19 protein-coding genes are annotated in these 21246 nt (G+C 63.6%); 12 read left to right on the top strand and 7 right to left on the bottom strand.

The features are described from left to right. The first annotated feature begins 82 nt into the window (after positions 1-82). Entirely contained in the window at positions 83-2914 is a 2832-nt protein-coding gene (ppc, locus tag OCA5_RS13420; protein WP_013913268.1) for a phosphoenolpyruvate carboxylase, read from the top strand. Between the two features lie 125 nt (positions 2915-3039). Here ppc and OCA5_RS13415 read toward each other — a convergent pair whose 3' ends face one another. Continuing rightward, positions 3040-3246 (bottom strand): hypothetical protein, encoded by a 207-nt coding sequence (locus OCA5_RS13415; RefSeq protein WP_012562475.1) that lies wholly within the window; start codon positions 3244-3246, stop codon positions 3040-3042. A 333-nt stretch (positions 3247-3579) separates the two neighbouring features. Here OCA5_RS13415 and purU point away from each other — a divergent pair, with 333 nt between their 5' ends. From purU to OCA5_RS13365, 10 genes are all read left to right on the top strand, one after another. After that, positions 3580-4443, top strand: coding sequence for a formyltetrahydrofolate deformylase (gene purU / locus OCA5_RS13410; RefSeq protein WP_012562476.1), 864 nt, complete (start codon positions 3580-3582; stop codon positions 4441-4443). 6 nt (positions 4444-4449) lie between these two features. Beyond that, positions 4450-5631 carry an ABC transporter substrate-binding protein gene (locus tag OCA5_RS13405; protein ID WP_012562477.1) on the top strand — a complete coding sequence of 394 codons (1182 nt, stop codon included), beginning with the start codon at positions 4450-4452 and terminating at the stop codon, positions 5629-5631. A 177-nt stretch (positions 5632-5808) separates the two neighbouring features. Beyond that, positions 5809-6741 carry a class I SAM-dependent methyltransferase gene (locus tag OCA5_RS13400; RefSeq protein WP_012562478.1) on the top strand — a complete coding sequence of 311 codons (933 nt, stop codon included), beginning with the start codon at positions 5809-5811 and terminating at the stop codon, positions 6739-6741. A gap of 307 nt (positions 6742-7048) precedes the next feature. Further along, positions 7049-8392: a hypothetical protein gene (locus OCA5_RS13395; protein ID WP_012562479.1), complete on the top strand. Its 1344-nt coding sequence runs from the start codon at positions 7049-7051 to the stop codon at positions 8390-8392. Positions 8393-8445: 53 nt separating this feature from the next. Further along, on the top strand, positions 8446-9639 hold the full coding sequence (gene metK / locus OCA5_RS13390; RefSeq protein ID WP_012562480.1) for a methionine adenosyltransferase: 1194 nt from the start codon (positions 8446-8448) through the stop codon (positions 9637-9639). A gap of 170 nt (positions 9640-9809) precedes the next feature. Next, positions 9810-11228 (top strand): adenosylhomocysteinase, encoded by a 1419-nt coding sequence (gene ahcY / locus OCA5_RS13385; RefSeq protein WP_012562482.1) that lies wholly within the window; start codon positions 9810-9812, stop codon positions 11226-11228. 383 nt (positions 11229-11611) lie between these two features. Beyond that, positions 11612-11821, top strand: coding sequence for a cold-shock protein (locus OCA5_RS13380; protein WP_012562483.1), 210 nt, complete (start codon positions 11612-11614; stop codon positions 11819-11821). A 524-nt stretch (positions 11822-12345) separates the two neighbouring features. Beyond that, complete coding sequence (locus OCA5_RS13375) at positions 12346-12792, top strand: DMT family transporter (protein WP_012562485.1); 447 nt, start codon at positions 12346-12348, stop codon at positions 12790-12792. Between the two features lie 72 nt (positions 12793-12864). After that, a complete protein-coding gene (locus OCA5_RS13370) occupies positions 12865-13341 on the top strand; it encodes a cupin domain-containing protein (RefSeq protein WP_012562486.1) in 477 nt (158 codons plus the stop codon). Between the two features lie 107 nt (positions 13342-13448). Beyond that, positions 13449-13664, top strand: coding sequence for a hypothetical protein (locus OCA5_RS13365; protein WP_012562487.1), 216 nt, complete (start codon positions 13449-13451; stop codon positions 13662-13664). Positions 13665-13919: 255 nt separating this feature from the next. Here OCA5_RS13365 and OCA5_RS13360 read toward each other — a convergent pair whose 3' ends face one another. From OCA5_RS13360 to galE, 3 genes are all read right to left on the bottom strand, one after another. Next, a complete protein-coding gene (locus tag OCA5_RS13360; protein WP_012562488.1) occupies positions 13920-14612 on the bottom strand; it encodes a fumarylacetoacetate hydrolase family protein in 693 nt (230 codons plus the stop codon). A gap of 21 nt (positions 14613-14633) precedes the next feature. Continuing rightward, positions 14634-16436: an ABC transporter ATP-binding protein gene (locus OCA5_RS13355; protein ID WP_013913266.1), complete on the bottom strand. Its 1803-nt coding sequence runs from the start codon at positions 16434-16436 to the stop codon at positions 14634-14636. Between the two features lie 101 nt (positions 16437-16537). Further along, the gene (gene galE / locus OCA5_RS13350) at positions 16538-17530 is read right to left on the bottom strand and encodes a UDP-glucose 4-epimerase GalE (protein WP_012562490.1); all 993 of its coding nucleotides are present in this window, start codon (positions 17528-17530) and stop codon (positions 16538-16540) included. A 179-nt stretch (positions 17531-17709) separates the two neighbouring features. Between galE and waaC the strand changes: the two genes are divergently transcribed. Beyond that, positions 17710-18675: a lipopolysaccharide heptosyltransferase I gene (gene waaC, locus OCA5_RS13345; RefSeq protein WP_012562491.1), complete on the top strand. Its 966-nt coding sequence runs from the start codon at positions 17710-17712 to the stop codon at positions 18673-18675. A gap of 178 nt (positions 18676-18853) precedes the next feature. On the opposite strand, the gene OCA5_RS13340 is transcribed toward waaC, so the two are convergent. The 3 genes from OCA5_RS13340 to waaF form a co-directional block, all read right to left on the bottom strand. Then, positions 18854-19387 carry a D-glycero-alpha-D-manno-heptose-1,7-bisphosphate 7-phosphatase gene (locus OCA5_RS13340; protein ID WP_012562492.1) on the bottom strand — a complete coding sequence of 178 codons (534 nt, stop codon included), beginning with the start codon at positions 19385-19387 and terminating at the stop codon, positions 18854-18856. After that, positions 19384-19977 carry a D-sedoheptulose 7-phosphate isomerase gene (locus tag OCA5_RS13335; RefSeq protein ID WP_012562493.1) on the bottom strand — a complete coding sequence of 198 codons (594 nt, stop codon included), beginning with the start codon at positions 19975-19977 and terminating at the stop codon, positions 19384-19386. The genes OCA5_RS13340 and OCA5_RS13335 overlap by 4 nt, the downstream gene beginning before the upstream one ends. A 123-nt stretch (positions 19978-20100) precedes the next feature. Beyond that, on the bottom strand, positions 20101-21180 hold the full coding sequence (waaF, locus tag OCA5_RS13330; RefSeq protein ID WP_012562494.1) for a lipopolysaccharide heptosyltransferase II: 1080 nt from the start codon (positions 21178-21180) through the stop codon (positions 20101-20103). Positions 21181-21246: the final 66 nt, after the last annotated feature.

Below are 21246 nucleotides of genomic sequence, written 5' to 3'. Positions count from 1 at the left end.
GGGCGAAAGCCTCATCCTGTCCTTGCGTTGCTACCTAAAAATTGCGACGAAAGTCGAAAGCAATCTTTGGAAGTGCGCGTAAATGGCGTCAGACGTTTCGGCTTTCGCGCGAAAGCCTGTTTCCGGTGAATCGGCCTCTCAAGGCCCTGAGACGACCCCCGACATGCCTCTCGATATGACCTCGGAGCGGGCGGACGCGCAGTTGCGCGCCGAAATCCGCCTGCTCGGGCGCATTCTGGGTGACACCGTCCGCGATCATGAAGGCACCGATGTCTTCGATCTCGTCGAATCGATCCGCCAGGCCTCGATCCGATTCCACCGTGACGAGGACGTCAGTGCGCTGCATGAACTCGAGGCCATGCTCAACGGCCGCTCGATCGCCGAGACCGTGCGCATCGTCCGCGCCTTCAGCTATTTCTCGCACCTCGCCAACATCGCCGAGGACCAGAACCACATCCGCCAGACCCGCAACCACAGCGACGCGGGACTCGCGACCGCGGCGACGACGCTTGCGGGCACTGTCGATCGCGCCTGCGACGCCGGTTTCTCGAAGGAGCAGTTGCGCGACTTCTTCAACGATGCGCTGGTGAGCCCGGTGCTGACGGCGCATCCGACCGAAGTGCGCCGCAAGAGCACCATCGACCGTGAAATGGAAATCGCCGAACTGCTCGCGGATCGCGACCGTACGCAGATGACGTCGGAAGAACTCGCCGAGAACGACGAGCAGTTGCGCCGCTGCGTCGCCACGCTGTGGCAGACCAACCTGCTGCGCCGGACCAAGCTCACCGTGCTCGACGAGGTGCAGAACGGCCTGTCGTTCTACGACTACACCTTCCTCAAGCAGTTGCCGCGCCTCATCAACCTCTTGGAAGACCGCCTCACGCCCGAAGACGACGATGACGACGAGCTTGCTTCCTTCCTGCGGATGGGAAGCTGGATCGGCGGCGACCGCGACGGCAATCCGTTCGTTACTGCCGACGTGCTGCGCGGTACGCTGCAGATGCAGTGCGAGCGGGTGATGAATTTCTATATCGAGGAACTGCAGCAGCTCTACGGCGAGCTGTCGCTCGCGGTGCCGCTGGTTAAAATCTCGCAGGAGTTGAAGACGCTGTGCGAGCGCTCGCCGGACGTGTCGGTCCATCGCGATCGTGAGCCCTATCGCCGTGCGGTCAACGGCATCTATGCGCGGCTCAAGGCGACCGCGCGGGGGCTCGACGTCGACACCGTCGGCCGCCCTGTCGACGAGGTCGATCCGTATCCGAACGTTGAAGCCTTCAGCGACGATCTCGACATCATCCATCGCTCGCTCGTGGAGAATGGCTCGCGCGTGATCGCGCGGGGACGGCTGCGCCGTCTGCGTCGCGCGGTCGATTGCTTCGGCTTCCACCTCGCGAGCCTCGATCTGCGGCAGAACTCCGCCGTGCATGAGCGCACCATCGCGGAACTGTTCGAGGTCGCGGCGTCGGGCACCGACTATCTCTCGCTGTCGGAAGAGGAGCGCTGCAAGCTGCTGGCGCGCGAACTCAAAACCGTGCGGCCGCTGATCTCGCCGTTCGTCAGCTACAGCGAGGAGACGACAAGCGAACTCGACGTGCTGCGCGCCGCCGCCGAGGCGCATGCGCAGTTCGGGCGGAAGGTGATCCGCCAGAGCATCGTGTCAATGGCGGAAGGCATTTCCGACATTCTCGAAATCGCGGTGCTGCTCAAGGAAGCCGGCCTGATCGACCCGAACGGCCGGAGTCACATCAATCTCGTGCCGCTGTTCGAGACCATCGAGGATCTGCGCAACTGCGCGGGCATCATGGATCGCGCGCTGTCGCTGCCGGAATATCGCCGCCTGGTCGACAGCCGCGGCGGCCTGCAGGAAGTGATGCTCGGCTATTCCGACAGCAACAAGGACGGCGGCTTCGTCACCTCCGGCTGGGAGCTTTACAAGGCCGAAATCAGCCTCGTCGATGTATTCGCCAAGCAGAACGTGCGGCTGCGGCTGTTCCATGGCCGCGGCGGCTCGGTCGGCCGCGGTGGCGGTCCGAGCTACGAGGCGGTGCTGGCGCAGCCGGGCGGCGCGGTAAACGGACAGATTCGCCTGACCGAACAGGGCGAAATCATTTCGTCGAAATATTCCAACCCGGAAGTTGGGCGGCAGAACCTCGAAATTCTCGCCGCCGCGACGCTCGAAGCAAGCCTGCTCCAGCCGCAGCACTCTGCGCCGCGCGAGGAATATCTTGCGGCGATGGAAGAGCTCTCCGCGCTTGCCTTCGCGTCCTATCGCGGCCTCGTCTACGAGACCGAAGGTTTCGAGGATTATTTCTGGGCCTCGACCGTCATCAACGAAATCTCGACGCTCAATATCGGCAGCCGTCCATCCTCGCGCAGCAAGGCCAAGCGGATCGAGAATCTCCGAGCGATCCCGTGGGTGTTCTCATGGGCGCAGTGCCGGTTGATGCTGCCGGGCTGGTATGGCTTCGGCAGCGCCGTCACCGAATGGCTGGGCAAGAATCCGGACAAGGGCCTCGACTTCCTGCGCGAACTTTATCGCGAGTGGCCGTTCTTCCGCATGCTGCTGTCGAACATGGATATGGTGCTCTCGAAGAGCAGCATCGCCGTCGCCTCGCGCTACGCCGATCTGGTTCCGGACAAGACACTGCGCGACACCATCTTCCAGCGCATCCGCGCCGAGTGGCAGAGCTCGATCAACTGGCTGCTGAAGATCATGGATCAGGAGCGGCTGCTCGGGCACAACCCGCTCTTGGAGCGCTCGATCCGCCACCGTTTCCCGTATCTCGATCCGCTCAACCACGTGCAGGTCGAGTTTCTCAAGGCGCACCGCGCCAAGAACGAGGACCCGCAGGTGCTGCGCGGCATCCAGATCACCATCAACGGCATCTCGGCGGGCCTGCGCAATAGCGGTTGAGTCTGACGGCTGGGGTTGGTTACTCGCAGGCGGGCGTTTCTCTTCACCTCTCCCCGTAAGAACGGGGCGAGGGAGCAGGCAGCCGTTGCTTCGCTCGCAATGACGCGGCAGAAAGCAATCTGCTCTCAGCGCTCCAGTGTCCTGCGGAAAAAGGCTTCAGTGTCGGTGAGGCGCTGGTGGCTGCGGCGGACCAGAATGTTGCCGGTGCGCAGATTGCGGTTCGCCATGTGGAGAAGCCTGCGGCCTTCGCCGACCAGCGCGCGCGCCTGCCGGAGCTGTTCGTCGAACGTATCGACCTTGACCGTTTCAACGGCGGATTCGGCGGAGGTCATGATGCCTCTCCTTGACTGCCCGTCCCTAGCTTCCCGTCTCACCTCAACGCGTAGGGTGCCAAATCGTTCGGCCGCTGTCCGCCAGTGGGTTGTGGATTCGCCGCGCTCTCCACAGTCCAATCGCCGCAGACCCCTTTACAGGGGCGGTGAATCCCGCCTGCGGGGCGGCCTTCCGTCCACTGGCCGAGCGGGTGCCCGGTTCGGATCGAAATACCGCTTGGCGCCAGCTTTCATCATATTGGCAATGTTGACGCGGACAGCATTGGCGCGGCGAAAGGCGGAGTGCTAGAGCAGGGCCGTTTTCGACCCCAACACTCCGGAAGCCATCCCTCCATGCCTGCCCAGCAATTCGTTCTGACGCTTTCCTGTGACAATCGCCCCGGCATCGTGTCGGCGGTGTCGACCTTTCTGTTCGCGAGCGGACAGAACATCCTCGACGCCCAGCAGTTCGACGACACCGAGACCGGCAAGTTCTTCATGCGGGTGACGTTCAACACGGTGGACGGCTCCTCCGATCTTGCGACGCTGCGCGGCGGCTTCGGCGCCATCGCGGTGCCGTTCGGCATGGTCTGGCAGTTGCGCGAGCGGGGCCAGCACCAGCGCGTCATGCTGCTGGTGTCGAAGTCGACGCACTGCCTCGCCGATCTGCTTTATCGCTGGCGCTACACCGATCTGCCGATGGTGCCGACCGCGATCGTCTCCAACCATCCGCGCGAGACCTATGAGGGCATCGAGTTCGGCGACATCCCGTTCCACTATCTGCCGATCACGCGCGAGACCAAGGCCGAGCAGGAAGCGCAGATCTGGCAACTGGTGCAGGAGACGAAAACCGATCTCGTCGTGCTCGCGCGCTACATGCAGGTGCTGTCCGACGATCTCGCCGCAAAGCTCTCCGGCCGCTGTATCAACATTCACCACTCGTTCCTGCCGGGCTTTAAGGGTGCAAAACCCTACCACCAGGCGCATGCGCGCGGCGTCAAGCTGATCGGCGCGACCGCGCATTACGTCACCGGCGATCTCGACGAGGGTCCGATCATCGAGCAGGACGTCGAGCGCATCAGCCATCGCGATCCGCCGGAAATTCTGGTGCGCAAGGGCGCCGATATCGAACGGCAGGTGCTGGCGCGGGCGTTGCGCTATCATCTCGAGGATCGGGTGATCCTCAACGGCCGCAAGACGGTCGTGTTCAAGGACTGAGCGACCATGGCACCGGCGCGGCGGCATTTTCTTTTCGTTGTGCTCGGTGCCTTGTGGATCGCGGCGCAGCCGGTGATGGCCGCGGCCGAGACGTTGAAGGTTGGTCTCGTGCTGCCGCTGTCCGGACAACTGGCCGAGGTCGGCCGACAGATCGACAACGCGATGCGGCTCTATCTCGAGCAGAACGGCGACACCGTCGAGGGCACGCGCATCGAGGTGATGGTGCGCGACGACGAGGGCAATCCCGACCAGACGCGCGTTGCAGTGAAGAGCCTCATCGAAGAGGACAAGGTCAACGTACTCGCGGGCTTCGGCACCTCGCCGGCCGCTGCTGTTGCCGCGCCGTTTGCGACCGATGCACAGATTCCGGCCGTTGTAATGGGTGCGCAGACTTCGCTCGTCACGACGCGTTCGCCTTACATCGTGCGCTCGGGCGCAACGCTGGCGCAGTCCGCCGCGACGCTCGGCACCTGGGCGGCGAAACACGGCATCCGCAATGTGATGGCGTTGATCTCCGACTTCGCGCCCGGCAGCGATGCGCTGCATGAATTCAGCAAGGCGTTCATCGCGCAGGGTGGCGAGATCGCTGACGAATTCAAGATCTCCCTTGAGGAGCCGGCGTTCGGACCGGCGCTGGCGCAGATCGCGCAGGCAAAGCCCGAGGCGCTATTCGTGTATGTTGCGCCATGGCAGGTGCACGAAGTGCTGGACGCCATCGCTGCGCAGAAACTGCGGGAGGCGGGCGTCAAGGTGATCGCGACCGGCGATCTCACCGACGACGCCACGCTCGCGGCGCTGGGGCCTTCCGCGCTCGGCATCATCACCGCGCATTTCTATTCCGCGGCACATCCGTCACGGGTGAACCGGTCGTTCGTCGAGGCCTATCGTGCGGCCTATGACGAGACGCCCGGCGCGATGGCCGTGAGCGGCTATGACGGCATGCGGATCATTTGCGAGGCGCTGCGTGCACGCGAAGGCGACACGGGCGGCGAGGCGCTTCTCAAGGCAATGAAGGGCCTGTCGCTGAAAAGCCCGCGCGGGCGTGTCGTGATCGATGAGAAGAGTCGCGAACCGGTGCAGAACATCTATCTGCGCAAGGTCGAGCGCCGCGGCGAGGAGATCGTGAACGCCGAGTTCGAAACCATTGAAGCGGTCCGCGATCCGAACAATTCCCGCGCGGAACACTGATCCGTCAGCACAATCCCGGATGTCATCGATGACGTCCCATGTCGCGCTTCGATTTGAAAACAAAATCGAAAAATGCACGGGTTTATGTACCGGCCAACATCTGCGATAAGCGAGCGTGTACTCACCCAAGCAAGGGCTATCGGCTTGCTGAATCGAAACGGAGGTGTTGGGTTGCGGATGGATTTTTTACACATCAATCGCGCGAAAGCTGTTTTCGACGAAATTTATGGTTTGGACGATCCAAGAGCCTATTTCTCTGCCCTCGGAGACCTGGATTATATGATCCCGGATGTGGCTGAGCCGGTCGTGCGTCAAATTCTGTCAGCCAAAGCTTCGATGACTGGTGTTAAGCCGACTGTGCTTGATGTCGGTTGTTCATACGGCATCAATGCCGCAGTGCATCGATTTCCTTTGACGTTCACCGGCCTGCGTCATCGCTATGCCCGGCGCGAGATACGGGCGGTCAGTTCGGAAACTCTGGTCGAGCTTGATCGCAATTTTTATGCGGCCTGGCCTGATGTCGGTCTGGCTCGCTTTATCGGGCTCGACATATCGGCTCCCGCGATCAGGTATGCGACGGGCGTCGGCCTTCTCGAGCAGGGCGTTGTCGCGGATCTTGAAACGGGTGATCTATCGGTCGAGGACGCGCGTATTGTCCGTTCCGCTGACGTTATCATGTCAACAGGCTGCATCGGCTATGTGACCGAGAAGACGTTCGGCAAGATTCTCGACGCGACCGAGAGGCATCCGTGGATCATCTCCTTCGTGTTGCGGATGTTTCCATTTGAACCTTTGGCGGCGACATTCGCAAAGCGTGGTTTTGTGACCGAGCGCCTTGCCGGTGCGACGTTCATCCAGCGTCGCTTCCATGATGCGGAGGAATTTGAAAACACCCTGGCCACTTTGGCGGCCCTTGGCATTGACGCGACCGGTCTTGAATCGGAGGGGCTGTTCCACGCCGATCTTATCTTGTCCCGTCCTGAAGCGGACGCGCGTGCCGCTCCCCTGGAAGACATTGTCACGGTCGCCAGTGGTCGCGGCCGGCCCATCGGGTCGCGATACGTTCATGTTGAAGGCGACGAGGGGTTACGGGTCGCGTTGGAGCCATAAGCGCCGGGCGTTCGTGGCCTCATGCCGAAGCGGCACAGGCTTCGGTTCGATCGACAGGGCCTTTGTGCTGTGTGCCGCCGGAAAGGCGGTGCGAGCAGGCGCGGGCGGTCACCAAAAGCAGCAGCCGTGAGGGGTGGGCGCTGACCTGCCGTCCAGCTCCGCGAATGCTGTGCCCACCCTTGCGATCCTGTCCTGAAAAACCGTGATCTCCCAAAGAATCTTGGCTGGCCGGGTTTCGTCTATGGGCAGATAATGGTAGCAAGCTTAGCCAATATCCTCCTGCCCACCCCTTCGTCCCCAAGGTTCCATGAAGAACGAAGCCCTTTTGGCTGAGATTTCAGACTATTGCCGCGAGGCAGGGCTCGCGGAATCGACCTTTGGGCGGCGGGCCGTGAATGACGGCAAGCTCGTCACGCGGCTGCGCGAAGGCAAGCGCATTACCGTCGATACGCTGGAGCGAATTCGGGCGTTCATGGCTGACGGCACCCCGGCGCGGCGGCTGCCGGAGCCGCCGATCGAGCGGCGCGACCCGGCCGGCAATTTCCGCTTCTTCGAGAACCGGCAGAAATATCTGCTGTTCGTCCACACCTGCAGCGAGAAGCGCGTCATTGCCCAACGCGTCGCGCTGGAGCTTGGGAGTATTCATCCCAGCCCACCCGCTTTGCGCGTGTTTGACGCCGGGGTGGGCGACGGCACCGTGCTCTCGCGCGTGATGCGGTCGATGCATAACCGCTTTCCGCACATGCCGTTCTATATCGCCGGCAAGGAGATCAGCTTCGAGGACGTCAAGCTCACCCTCGACAAGGTGCCGGATCGGTTGTTCGAGCATCCGGCGACCGTGTTCGTGCTGACCAACATGAACTATGCCGAGGCGCCGTGGCTGACGCCGAAGTCGGCGGCGGCCGCCGCCGCGACGATCTGGAAAGAAGTAGTGCTGACCGGCTCGTCGTCCGGCGAGTTCGAGGCGCAGATCGGCGAGCTTGAGCCGTTCCTGGAAGAGAACTGGCGCGCCAGCATCTCCGAGCGCTCGGGCATGCCGGTCTATGAGCGGCCGGTCGCCATCGTGATCTACCGCAACGACCATCGCTTCATGCTGGATAGCGTGATCCCGCGCGCGGGCAAGGTGGAGGCGAATTTCGACCTCGTCATCGCCTCGCAGCCTTACCGTGCGAAGTCGTCGCTGAATTTCCGCGCCAAGCGCATCATCGGCCCGCTCGCCCGCTCGCTGCGGCCGGGCGGACGGCTGATCGGCATCCATTCCCACGGCCACGATCCGGGGATGGAGATCATCCAGTCGATCTGGCCGGACGAGAACCCGTTCTCGGTCAGCCGCCATGAGGTGCTGCGCGCGGTGAAATACGAGCTCGGCTCCGCCGGGCGCGAGCTCAACTTTAACGCCTATGCCGATAACCGCTCGATCTTCCGGTATGATATGGAAGCCCTGCCCAACGAGGTTACCGGCGCGATCGGCTCCTCGACCGCCTTCGCGGCCTGGAACGCGGCGGTCTATGTCGCCCAGATCGAAGACGAACGCCTTGCCGGGATCACCGCCAGCGGCCGCTATCTCGACGCCACGCGCGAGGTGCTGCGCAGGCACAACGGACTGTGGTTTTACGATGAATCTTACGTCATTTCGCGGCGCCGCGATTGACGCCTTGAACGGAATTTCTCAAACACACGCAGCTAAAACCGAAGGAATCCAAGATGCGCGCGTCTTACCTGTTCACCTCTGAGTCTGTCTCCGAAGGCCATCCGGACAAAGTCTGCGACCGCATCTCGGACGAAATCGTCGATCTGTTCTTCCGCGAAGGCCCGAAGGCCGGGATCGACCCGTGGGCGATCCGCGCCGCCTGCGAGACGCTCGCCACCACCAACAAGGTCGTCATCGCCGGCGAGACCCGTGGCCCCGCGATTCCGAAGGAGCAGCTCGATGCCGTGATCCGCGCCGCGATCAAGGACATCGGCTACGAGCAGGACGGCTTCCACTGGAAGACCGTCGATATCGATATTCTGCTGCACGAGCAGTCCGCCGACATCGCACAGGGCGTCGATGCGATGCAGCCCGGCACCAACCGCGAAGAGGGTGCGGGCGACCAGGGCATCATGTTCGGCTACGCCACCAACGAGACGCCGGAGCTGATGCCCGCGCCGCTGCACTACGCCCACAAGATCCTGCGGCTGATTTCGGAAGCCCGCCATGCCGGCATCGAGAAGGTGCTCGGCCCCGACTCCAAGAGCCAGGTCACGGTGCAGTACGAGAACGGCAAGCCGGTCGGCGCCCGCGAGATCGTCGTTTCCCACCAGCATCTCGTCGAGGACATGACCTCGAACCAGGTGCGCGAGCGCGTCGAGCCGTATGTGCGCAAGGCGCTGCCGCAGGGCTGGATCACCGACAAGACCGTCTGGCACATCAACCCCACCGGCAAGTTCTACATCGGCGGACCTGACGGCGACACCGGCCTCACCGGCCGCAAGATCATCGTCGACACCTACGGCGGTGCGGCCCCGCATGGCGGCGGCGCGTTCTCCGGCAAGGACTCGACCAAGGTCGACCGCTCGGCTGCGTATGCTGCGCGCTATCTCGCCAAGAACGTTGTTGCGGCGGGCCTCGCCGACAAATGCACGCTGCAGCTTGCTTACGCGATCGGCGTCGCGCGGCCGCTGTCGATCTATGTCGACACCCACGGCACCGGCAAGGTGTCCGAAGACAAGCTCGAGAGCGCGGTGGCGCAGTCGATGGACCTCACGCCGCGCGGCATTCGCAAGCACCTTGGCCTCAACAAGCCGATCTACGCCCGCACCGCTGCCTATGGCCATTTCGGCCGCGAGCCGGACGCCGATGGCGGCTTCTCCTGGGAGAAGACCGACCTCGCCGACGCGCTGAAGAAGGCGGTGTGATTTTACTTCACCTCGCCCCGCTTGCGGGGAGAGGTCGCCGCGCGTTTGCGCGGCGGGTGAGGGGCGACCCTCGCAACTAGAACATGATCATCGAGGTCGACGCATTGTTGGCCCCTCACCCCAACCCTCTCCCCGCAAGAGCGGGGCGAGGGAGCAGAGCAGGAACACACATGACCGCCACCAACGGCAAAGACTACATCGTCGCCGACATCGGGCTTGCCGATTTCGGCCGCAAGGAAATCTCGCTGGCAGAGACCGAAATGCCGGGCCTGATGGCGACGCGCGAGGAATATGGCCCGAAGCAGCCCTTGAAGGGCGCACGCATCGCCGGCTCGCTGCACATGACGATCCAGACCGCGGTGCTGATCGAGACGCTGGCCGCACTCGGCGCCGATATCCGCTGGGTCTCCTGCAACATCTATTCGACGCAGGACCACGCCGCTGCCGCGATCGCCGCGGCGGGCATTCCGGTGTTCGCCGTGAAGGGCGAGACGCTGAAGGATTACTGGGACTACACCGCAAAGCTGTTCGACTGGCACGGTGGCGGCCACCCGAACATGATCCTCGACGACGGCGGCGACGCCACGATGTATGTTCACCTTGGCCTGCGCGCCGAGAAGGGCGACACCGCATTCCTCGACAAGCCGGGTTCCGAGGAAGAAGAGGTGTTCTTCGCGCTCATCAAGAAGCAGCTCAAGGAAAAGCCGAAGGGCTATTTCCAGGCGATCGCCGACTCGATCCGCGGCGTGTCGGAAGAAACCACCACGGGCGTGCATCGCCTCTACGACATGCAGAAGGCCGGCACGCTGCTGTGGCCCGCGATCAACGTCAACGACTCCGTCACCAAGTCGAAGTTCGACAACCTCTATGGCTGCCGTGAATCGCTGGTTGACGGCATCCGCCGCGGTACCGACGTGATGATGTCGGGCAAGGTCGCGATGGTTGCGGGCTTTGGCGACGTTGGCAAGGGCTCGGCCGCATCGCTGCGTCAGGCCGGCTGCCGCGTCATGGTCTCTGAGGTCGATCCGATCTGCGCGCTGCAGGCGGCGATGGAGGGCTACGAGGTGGTGACGATGGAAGATGCCGCGCCGCAGGCCGACATTTTCGTCACCGCGACGGGCAACAAGGACATCATCACCATCGACCATATGCGCGCGATGAAGGATCGCGCCATCGTCTGCAACATCGGCCACTTCGATAACGAGATTCAGGTCGCGACCCTGAAGAACATGAAGTGGACCAACATCAAGCCGCAGGTCGACGAGATCACCTTCCCGGACGGCAAGCGGATGATCCTTCTGTCCGAAGGCCGCCTCGTGAACCTCGGCAACGCGATGGGCCATCCGTCCTTCGTGATGTCGGCCTCGTTCACCAACCAGACGCTGGCGCAGATCGAACTGTTCGCCAACAACAAGGACGGCAAGTACAAGAAGGAAGTCTATGTGCTGCCGAAGTCGCTCGACGAGAAGGTCGCGCGGCTGCATCTGTCGAAGATCGGCGTGAAGCTCACCGAGCTGCGCAAGGACCAGGCCGACTACATCGGCGTGAAGGTGGAAGGCCCGTACAAGGCCGAGCACTATCGGTATTGATATCGGCACGTCTTTCCGGGATGCGCGTTCTTCACGCGCAGACCCGGAATCCAGACGTGACGAAGAGAGATTCCGGGTTCGCTCGCTTGCGCTCGCATCCCGGAATGACATCACGAGACACGCAAAAGCCCCGGAACGATCCGGGGCTTTTGTCGATTTGTCTGCTGGTCGAGCGCACCGGATGCGGCAAGTCGCCTCCCAATGACCACAATTGAGTCCTTTGGCTTTGGTTTCGACCATGCTATGGACTGGCCCGTTCGATTGCTGGCCCTTCTTTTGTTAACGCGCCGCCAGGCTCCTTTCCCAAAGACGATGCTGAAATTGGATACCTCACGCATGGTGCGTGAGCGCGCATTCGCGCGTCTATTGGAAAGATGAGACAAATGACGATCGGTACAGTGAAGTGGTTTAACGGCCAGAAGGGCTTCGGATTTATCGCCCCGCAGGATGGCGGCAACGATGTGTTCGTTCACATCAGTGCAGTCGAGCGCGCGGGCCTGACCGGCCTTGCCGAAGGACAGAAGGTTGAGTTCGAGGCGAAGACCGACAACATGCGCGGCAAGACCAGCGCGGAAAATCTGTCGCTCGTCTAAGACGACACGATCTGCGCTGCCTGTCATCCGTTTGTGATGAGGTCGGCGCATCATGCAGGAATTCGAAGCGCCGTCACCGCGGATGTACCGGGACGCGCGCCGGATTTCACGCCTCGTTTCACGGATGTACTGAAACGCAGACGTTCGAGAGCCTCGTCAGAAATGACGGGGCTTTTTGTTTGTGCGGTGAGTGGAGGTCGTAGCACGTCATTCCGGACGGCTTGCACCGCATGCCGATCCGGAATCCAGACGTTCGAGATTCCGGGTCTGCGCGTAAGAGCGCGCATCCCGGATCGACATCGATGAAAACCAAAAGCCCCGGAGCGAGCGGTTTTTTGTTCGTTGGTGACGTACGGATAACGCGCGGGGAAGTGTTTCGCCGGGATCAATCCGTTGATCCGCGCCTCATATCCCGCAGCTATTCATTTCCGCATGCAAGCGATGCGCATGACATCTGCCGCCCGTGATTGTATGTCTCGGCCCCTATCCGGCCCGATTATATCGTCTGTCCAGCAGTAGAGCCCATGCCCACCGCCATCGTGCTTTCCATCATTGCGGCGCTTACCGGCGTTGCCGTCATCACCCAGCAGATCTTCAACGCCAATCTGCGCGTTGCGCTGAATTCCGCGGCGTGGGCGGGTGTCGTGAGCTATACCGTCGGCCTCGCGTGCATGTTCGTGTTCGTGCTGGCGATGCGCGATCCGGTGCCGTCGTTCGCGGCGCTGCGCAGCACGCCGTGGTGGCTGTGGAGCGGCGGTGCGCTCGGCGCGTTGTTCATCGCGCTTGCGATCTTCCTGGTGCCGAAGCTCGGCGCGGCGTCGTTCGTCGCGCTGCTGTTCGCCGGGCAGATGATTGCCTCGATCGCCTTCGACCATTTCGGTACGTTCGGGCTGGAGAAGCATGCCGCGAGTCCGGTGCGACTGGTCGGCGCGGCGCTGCTGATTGTCGGCGTGGTGCTCGTTCGCCGCTAGGCGAGGGCGGCTCGCGCCGCTTCCTTGTCGGACCGCCTCGATTATACTGGCGCGGAATCGAGGGGGACTCCGATGATGCGCATCTCGCTGCCCGCGGCTTTGGTCGCGGCTTCATTGTTCGCGGCGCCTGCCTGGGCCGATAGCCAGGGCGCCAGGCCGGATGGCGCAAAATCCGATGCGGCGACGGTCGCGAGGCAGGTGAACGTCCGCCCGATCGCCGCGCTGACGACGACCGCGGCGGGCCAGCCGATCGTGCTGCCGCAAAAGGACGCGCAGGTCCTCGTCTCCACCTACGAGATTGCGCCCGGCGCTGTGCTGCCGGTGCACAAGCATCCTTATCCGCGCTACGCCTTCGTGCAGGCCGGCACCTTGCGCGTCACCAATGCCGACACCGGCAAGGTGGACGACTACAAGCCCGGCGATTTCATTGCCGAGATGGTCGAGCACTGGCATTCCGGCACGGCGACCGGCACGGAGCCGGTGAAGCTCCTCGTTATCGACATTGTCGAGAAGGGCAAGGCCAACACGGTGCTGCGCGGCGCGCATTGAGGCCTTGCAGGCGGTGTGAGGAACCGGTGTCCGGGCGGCATTTTGCTGCGGACGCAAACGGAACCGTGGGTGTAATATCGCGCTTGTCCCTGCGAGGGAGTGGAACGATGCGGATCGAACCCGTCCAAGACCCGCGCAACACCGGCCGCGATAACGACAACGATCGCGACAAAGATGTGGGCTGGCGCACCAAGCGCGTCATCGATCTCGGCAGCATTCTCGTGCTGCTCGGGGTGATGGTGGCAGGCTATTACTATTTCAACCGGCCCGCGCCGCCGACGCAAACCTCATTCATCGTGCCGAGCCAGCACGTTCACTGGTGAGCGGGGGCGCTCAATTGTAGATGCTCTTTAATTCCGTGATTTCCCGGCAGCATTCCCTTCACCTCGCCCCGCTTGCGGGGAGAGGTCGACCGCCATAAGCGCATTTATGCGCTATGGGGGTCGGGTGAGGGGGCATCCAAGAGCACTGTGATGTGGCTTGTATAACGCGATGCCCCTCACCCCAACCCCTCTCCCCGCAAGCGGGGCGAGGGAGCAGGCGGCGGCTTCGCTGACGCTTGCAATGATGCAGATTTCCTAACCGAAGCTCACCGACAGCGGCTCCAGCCCTTCGACGCCGCATTCGATGCGGTCGCCAGGCGCGAGCGCGGCCACGCCCTTTGGCGTGCCGGTCATGATGATGTCGCCCGCGCCGAGCGTCACCTGCAGCGACAGCCGCGCGATGATCTCCGGCACGTTCCAGATCATCTGGTTGAGGTCGCCGCTCTGGCGTTCCTTGCCGTTGACGTTGAGCCAGATCCTGCCCTTTGACGGATGGCCGATCTCGGAGGCTGCACGCAAGGGCCCGCACGGCGCGGAATTGTCGAACGACTTGCCGATCTCCCAGGGCTGCTCTTTCTTGCGCGAGATCGTCTGCAGGTCGCGGCGCGTGAGGTCGATCGCGACGCCATAGCCGTAGACGTGATCGAGCGCCTGTTCGGGCGCGATGTTCGCGGCGCCGGATTTTAGTGCGACGACCATTTCGACTTCGTGCTGGCAGTCCTTGGTGAGGGCGGGGAAGGGGATGGTCGCGCCGCTTGGCACGATCATGTCGGCGTGCTTGGCGAAGAAGAACGGCGGCTGGCGCTCGTCGTTGCCGAGTTCGCGGATGTGTTCGAGGAAGTTACGCCCGACGCACCAGATGCGCCGCACCGGAAACATCTTCGTCGTGCCCGCGACCGGCAGCATCGGATACGCAGGCATCGGGATCACGGTTTCAGGCTGGCTCATGGCGGCAGGCTTTCGTGCGGATCAGGCGGTGGCGGCGAGCGGCGGCGTGGCGTTGTCGTCGCGCTGCTGCAGACGATAGAACGAGGCGTAGCGGCCGCCGGCCTGCAGCAGTTCATCGTGCCGGCCGGTTTCGACGATCTGACCGCCTTCGACCACCAGAATGCGGTCGGCATGCATGATGGTGTGCAGGCGGTGGGCGATCACGAGTGTGGTGCGGCCGCGGCACAACCCCGCGAGCGCTTCCTGCACATATCGCTCCGACTCGGAATCGAGCGCGGCGGTTGCTTCGTCGAGCAGGATGATCGGCGCGTTGCGGATCAGCGCACGGGCAATGGCGATGCGCTGGCGCTGGCCGCCGGACAGCTGCGTGCCATGCTCGCCGACCGGCGTGTCGTAGCCCTGCGGGAAGCTCATGATGAAATCATGCGCGAACGCCGCCTTCGCCGCGGCGACAATCTCCTCTTCGGTCGCGCCGGTGCGGCCGAAGGAAATGTTGTCGCGGATGCTGGCGCGGAACAGATAAACGTCCTGCCCGACATAGGCGGTCTGCTGGCGCAGCGAGGTGCGCGAGCAATCGGAGATGATCTGATTGTCGATGACGACGGCGCCGCGATCCACCTCGTAGAGCCGCAGCAGCAGCGCGAGTACGGTCGACTTGCCGCCGCCCGAGGGGCCGACCAGCGCGGTGGTCTGGCCGGGCTCGGCGACAAGGCTCATCCGCTTCAGCACCGGCTCGTCCTCGCGATAGGAGAAGGAGACGTCGCGCAGTTCGACGCGGCCCTGCGTGATGACGAGCGGCGGCTTGTCGTCGTCGGCAGGCTCCGAGGCGGGGCTGTCGATGATCTCGAGCAGCTTGCGTGCGCCGATCAGGAGGCCGTTGAGGTCGATGTTGAGGCGGGCAAGACGCTTTGCAGGCTCATAGGCCAGCAGGAATGCGGTGATGAAGGAGACGAACTGGCCGGGCGCGGCGTTGGTTGCGATCACGCGATAACCGCCATACATCAGCGCCGCGGCAATGGCGATGCCGCCGAGCATCTCCATCAGCGGGCCGGAGCGGTTGGCAACCCGCGCCATCTTGTTGGAGCGCTCCTCCACTTCGGAGATGCTTTTCTCGATGCGCCGCTGCATCGCGTCTTCGAGCGTGAAGGCTTTGACGGTGCGGATGCCCTGCAGCGATTCCTGCACCGTTTCCATGATGTCGGTGGTGCCGGTGAACTGATCGTGCGCGAGGCCACGGATGCGCTTCACGAGTGTGCGAATGAACAGGAACGCAGGCGGCGCGACGACGAAGCTCAAAAGCGACATCAACGGATCCTGAAACACCATCACGGCGAGAAGGCCGATCAGTGTGAGGAGGTCGCGTCCGAGCGAGGTGACGAGCAGCGCCAGCACCTGCGTCACCGAGGCGGCGCCGGCCGACAGCCGCGCGAGGAATTCGGACGAATGGCGCGAGGCATAGAAGCCGAGATTCTCGCGCATCAGTTTTGCGAACAGCTTGCGCTGGTTGTTGGCGAGAATGGCGTTGCTGATCCGCGACAGGATCACCGCCTGTCCGTAAGTCGCCGCGCCCTTGATGGTGAACAGCGCGATGATGATGCCCGACAGAAGGACGATGCCCTCGATGCTGCGGTTCACATAGGCCTGATTGATGACCTGCCCGAGCAGATAGGCCGAGCCCGCGGTCGCGCCCGCCGAAAACGCCATCATGCTGAAGGCCACGAGGTAGCGCCGCCAATAGGCGAGGCCCTGCTCGGCGACCAGCCGCTTGATGAGCGCTGCCGCGCCGTAGGGATCGTCAGTGATCTTGCGGGGAAGCTCGCTCATACCAATGCCGCGCTGCAATGAAACGTGCGCCTCATTGCCCGCTATGGCGGGGCTTTTCAAGCCAAATCAGGGCGTAAACGTTCCCCGGGAACCGTGCGGCGTCAGGCTGCCTCGCGGGCCTGCAGCAGCTTTTCTTCCCAGGCGAGCGCATGGGCGGCGATGGTCTCAAGCTCGGCGTAGCGCGGTGTCCAGTCGAGCGTCCGGCCGATCCGTGCGGTATCGGCAATCATCGTCATGATGTCGCCGTTGCGGCGCGGGCTCATCTGCACGGCAAATTGACGGCCGCAGACGCGGCGCACCGCCTCGATGGTTTCCAGCACGGAATAGCCGCGGCCGTATCCGCAATTGAGTGTCACTGAATCGCCGCCCTGATCGAGATAGGCGAGCGCGGCGAGATGCGCCTGCGCCAGATCGGTGACGTGGATGAAGTCGCGGATGCAGCTTCCGTCCGGCGTCGGATAGTCGGTGCCGAACACCTCCATTTTGGCGCGCTGGCCGGTCGCGGCTTCCACTGCGATCTTGAGAAGATGCGTCGCGCCCACGGTCTGCAGCCCGATGCGCGCCTGCGGATCGGCGCCCGCGACGTTGAAATAACGCAGCACGACATAATTGAGGCCGTAGGCCGTCGCGACGTCATGCAGCATGATCTCGGTCATCAGCTTAGACGAGCCGTAAGGCGACAGCGGCCGCGTCGGCGCGATCTCCGGCACCGGAATCTGATCGGGGTTGCCGTAGACGGCGGCGGTCGAGGAGAAGATGAAGTTCTTCACGTTGCACTTGACCGCGGCGTTGAGCAGGTTGCGCGTGGTCATGGTGTTGTTGCGGTAATAGGCGAGCGGGTCGCGCATCGATTCCGGCACGACCACCGAGCCCGCGAAATGGATGATGGCGCTGACGTCGTGCGCGGCGATTACGCCCTCGACGAGGTTTTCGTCCGCCGCATCGCCGATGAACAGCGGCACGCCTTCGGGCAGCGCGGTCGAGAAGCCGGTGGAGAGATTGTCGATCACCACGGTCCGGATTCCCGCCTCGACGAGGGCGAGAACGGTGTGGCTGCCGATGTATCCGGCTCCGCCGGTAACGAGAACGCTCATTCACATATCCATGATGGGCCGCCGGGGAGGCGGCTTCGCTCCCTCCATCATGTCGCGCAATGCCGGAATCGAAGTCTTAAACCTGAGGCTGTCGGGGCCGATTCCGTGGCTTTTCCGCCGGGAAACTGCTTTATGGTTTCCAAACCGTAAGACTGTTTCTCGAAAAACCGCGCTTCGCCATGGCCACCATTCTCGTCGTGAAAACCTCCTCGCTGGGCGATGTCGTGCACCAGATGCCGGCGATGACGGAGGCAAGGCGGAACCTGCCCGACGCACGGATCGTGTGGGTGGTCGAGGAGGCGTTCGCGCCGCTCGCACGATTGCATCCCTCAGTTGACGAGGTGGTTCCCGTCGCGACGCGGCGCTGGCGCGGGAACCTGTTCTCGCCCGCGACATGGGACGAGGTGCGCGCCTTCAAGGCGAAGCTGCGCGGCATTGCGAGTGAGACGGTTGTCGACACGCAAGGACTGATCCGCTCGGCGCTGATTGCGCGCGCGGCGAACGGCCGGCGGCACGGCTATGATTCCGCGAGCATTCGCGAGAAGGCAGCCTCGCTGTTTTACGATGTGCGGCATCACGTATCGCGCGCGATGCATGCGGTGATGCGCAATCGCGCACTGATGGGGCTGAGCCTCGGCTACTCTCTCGAGGACAATGGACTCGATTACGGTCTGGTGCGCCCGCCTGTGGACGCGGCCGCGCGCTATGCGGTGCTGCTGCACGGCACCTCAAGGGCCACAAAGGAGTGGCGCGAGAGCGAATGGATTGGTCTCGGCAAATGGCTGCACCAGCAGGGGCTCGAGGTGGTGCTGCCGTGGGGCAACGAGCGCGAGCGGCTGCGCTGTCAGCGCCTGGCCGGCGGCATTCCCGGCAGCCGCATTCTGGAGCGGCAGCCGCTCGACGTGACCGCGAAGGTGATCGCGAATGCATCGTTGGTGGTCGGCGTCGACACCGGGCTTCTGCATCTTGCCGCCGCGTACAGCGTGCCGCTCGTTGCGATCTTTCTCGCAACCGATCCGGGGCTGACGGGCCCGCTCGGTTCGGGGCCGATCGTCGTGCTCGGCGGCAAAGGCACATCACCTGCGTTCGCTGAAGCGATCCGCGCGGTGGAGGAGAAGGGGCTGTTGTCTGGGGGAGAGGCTTAGCGCTCTCTGGCCTGCACGATATCTCTCGTCGTCATGAGTGTCATTGCCGGGCATAGCCCGTTTAGACGGGCGTGAACGCCCTTATGACCCGGCAATCCATCTTTTTGAGAGGGATGGATGCGCGGATCAAGTCCGCGCATGACGTTTATGCGTTTTGGCAGGTTGCGAGCACTAATAACTAGGATTGCGCGTCCTGCTTCGTCAGCACGTCCGCCACGAACGCATCGAGATCGCCGCCCGCGAACAGATAGCCCGCAACGCCTGCGGCCTTCGCCGCTTCCATATCGCTCGGTTTGTCGCCGATCACAAAGCTGCGCGCGGCGTCGATCGGCCAATGCGCCATCAGATCGAGGATCATGCCGGGCTTCGGCTTGCGCCAGGGGTGGTCACTGCGGAATTGCGGCACGCTGCCGGCGATGTGATGCGGGCAATAGCGGATGTCGTCGATGCGCGCGCCCTCACGCGACAACTCCTCGCGTATCCAGTGATGCAGCGCGTGGACATCGTCCTCGGTGAAGAAGCCGCGCGCGACGCCCGACTGGTTGGTGGCGATGAAGACGAGATATCCGGCGGCGTTGAGGCGACGGATCGCGGCGGCCGCATTCGGCATCCAGCGCACGCGCTCGCGGGTGCCGATATAGCCGTCGTCGTGATTGAGAACGCCGTCGCGATCGAGGAACGCCGCCGGGCGAAGCGCGGCCGCGTCGCTCATGCCTTGCCGGGCTCGCTCATCACCGCGCGCTCGACGTCATCGCAGATCGCATGCAGCGCCACCATGTGGATCTGCTGGATCACCGGGGTGTCGTCGCAGGGCGCGATCAGGACGTGATCGCACAGCGCACGCAGGCTTTCGCCCCTGGTGCCGGTGAGACCGATAGTGGTGACGCCAAGTTCGCGCGCACGGCGCAGTGCCGCCAGAATGTTCGGCGAGCGGCCGGAGGTCGTCATCGCGATCAGCACGTCGCCCGGCCGTGCAAGCCCTTCGACCTGACGGGCGAACATGTCTTCGATGCCGTAGTCGTTACCGATGGCGGTGAGCGCCGAGGTGTCGGTGGTGAGCGCGATCGCGGCCCACGCGCGGCGCTCGCGCTTGTAGCGGCCGACAATCTCGGCGGCGATATGCTGGGCGTCGGCGGCGCTGCCGCCATTGCCGATCAAAAGGAGCTTGTTGCCGGCGCGCAGACTGCCGGTGATGGCATCGGCGATGGTCTTCACGGTCGCCTGCAACTCCGCGCTTTCAACGGCGCGCGTGAGCCCCGCAAGCGAGGCCTGGAAATGATCGGCAATCGGATTCTGGCTCACAGGGCACCTTGGTCGAGGGAAGGCTGGCGAACATTTTATCGCGTTCGTCATGCGCGGACTTGATCCGCGCATCCATCTAAAAAAGGAGATGGATTGCCGGGTCAAGCCCGGCAATGACAGGTTTTAGGCCGACACCGGCCGGTTTTTGATCTTCTCCGCGATCACCTTGAGCGCGGTGTCCACCACCTCGCGGGCGGTGATGTCGCGCATGCAGGCGTGGTCGTTCGCGGTGCAGACCGGCTTGTGGCACGGCTGGCACGGCAGATTGGTCGCGCGCTTCATGGTGGCGGCGAGGCCGTTGAGCGGCGCCCAGTGATAGGGGCTGGTCGGCCCGAAAATGCCGATCGAGGGCGTACCGATCGCGCCCGCGACATGCAGCAGGCCGGAGTCGTTCGAGATGACTTCGCTCGCGGCTGCGAGCGCGAGGATGCCGTTGCGCAGGTCGGTGCCGGTGAGGTCGCGCACGCGCGGCCCACCCGCGGCGACGATCTCGGCGGCCTGCTGTTTCTCGCCGGGGCCGCCGACGATCCAGATGTTGAAGCCGCGCTCCGCCAGTTTGCGCGCGGCTTCCGCGTAATAGGTCCAGCGCTTGGAGGGGCCGACCGCGCCGGGCGCCAGCGCAATGGCCGCGCCGTCGCCGAGATTGTTCCTGGCGCGCCAGGCTTTGATCTCGGCCTCGGGTACCTCGAGCTGCGGTACCGGCCACGTGTGGGCAGCCTTCACAACGTTACGGGGCAGCACCAGTGCCGCCATCTTGTCGACCATGCGGGGCAAAGCGCGCTCGCCCCGGCGCAGGTCGGTGACGAGGCCGAACCGTGCCTCGCCGATGAAGCCGATCCGCTCGGGGATACCGGCAAGCGTCGGCGCCAGCGCCGATTTCCAGGTCCGGGGCATCATCAGCGCAGTGCCATAGCCCTCGCGGCGGAACAGGGCGGCCAGCTCCCGCTGCCTGTCGAGCGCGATCCGCCCGCGCGGCAGGTCATAGACGATGGTCTTCCGGACACCCGGCATGTAGTCGGCAAGCGGCGCGCACAGCGTGGTGCTGAGCAGGTCCACCGGCCGGTTCGGCCAGCGCGCCTTCAGCAGCCGCACGGCGGTGTGCCCCCGCACGAAGTCGCCGATCCACATATACGGGACGATCAGGATCGGGCTCGTCGGGCGTGGGTCCGCCGCAATGGTCTCGATGGGTGAATTTTGATTCATTAATCGAGCGGGAAGCCTGCTAGAGATGGGCCATCGGGGTATCGCTTTCGCGAAAGGGCGTCTAGA

It is taken from the genome of Afipia carboxidovorans OM5 (assembly GCF_000218565.1).
Taxonomy (GTDB): Bacteria; Pseudomonadota; Alphaproteobacteria; order Rhizobiales; family Xanthobacteraceae; genus Afipia; species Afipia carboxidovorans.
Note: the sequence above shows the minus strand (reverse complement) of the source record. Positions and strands in the feature narration are given on the sequence as shown.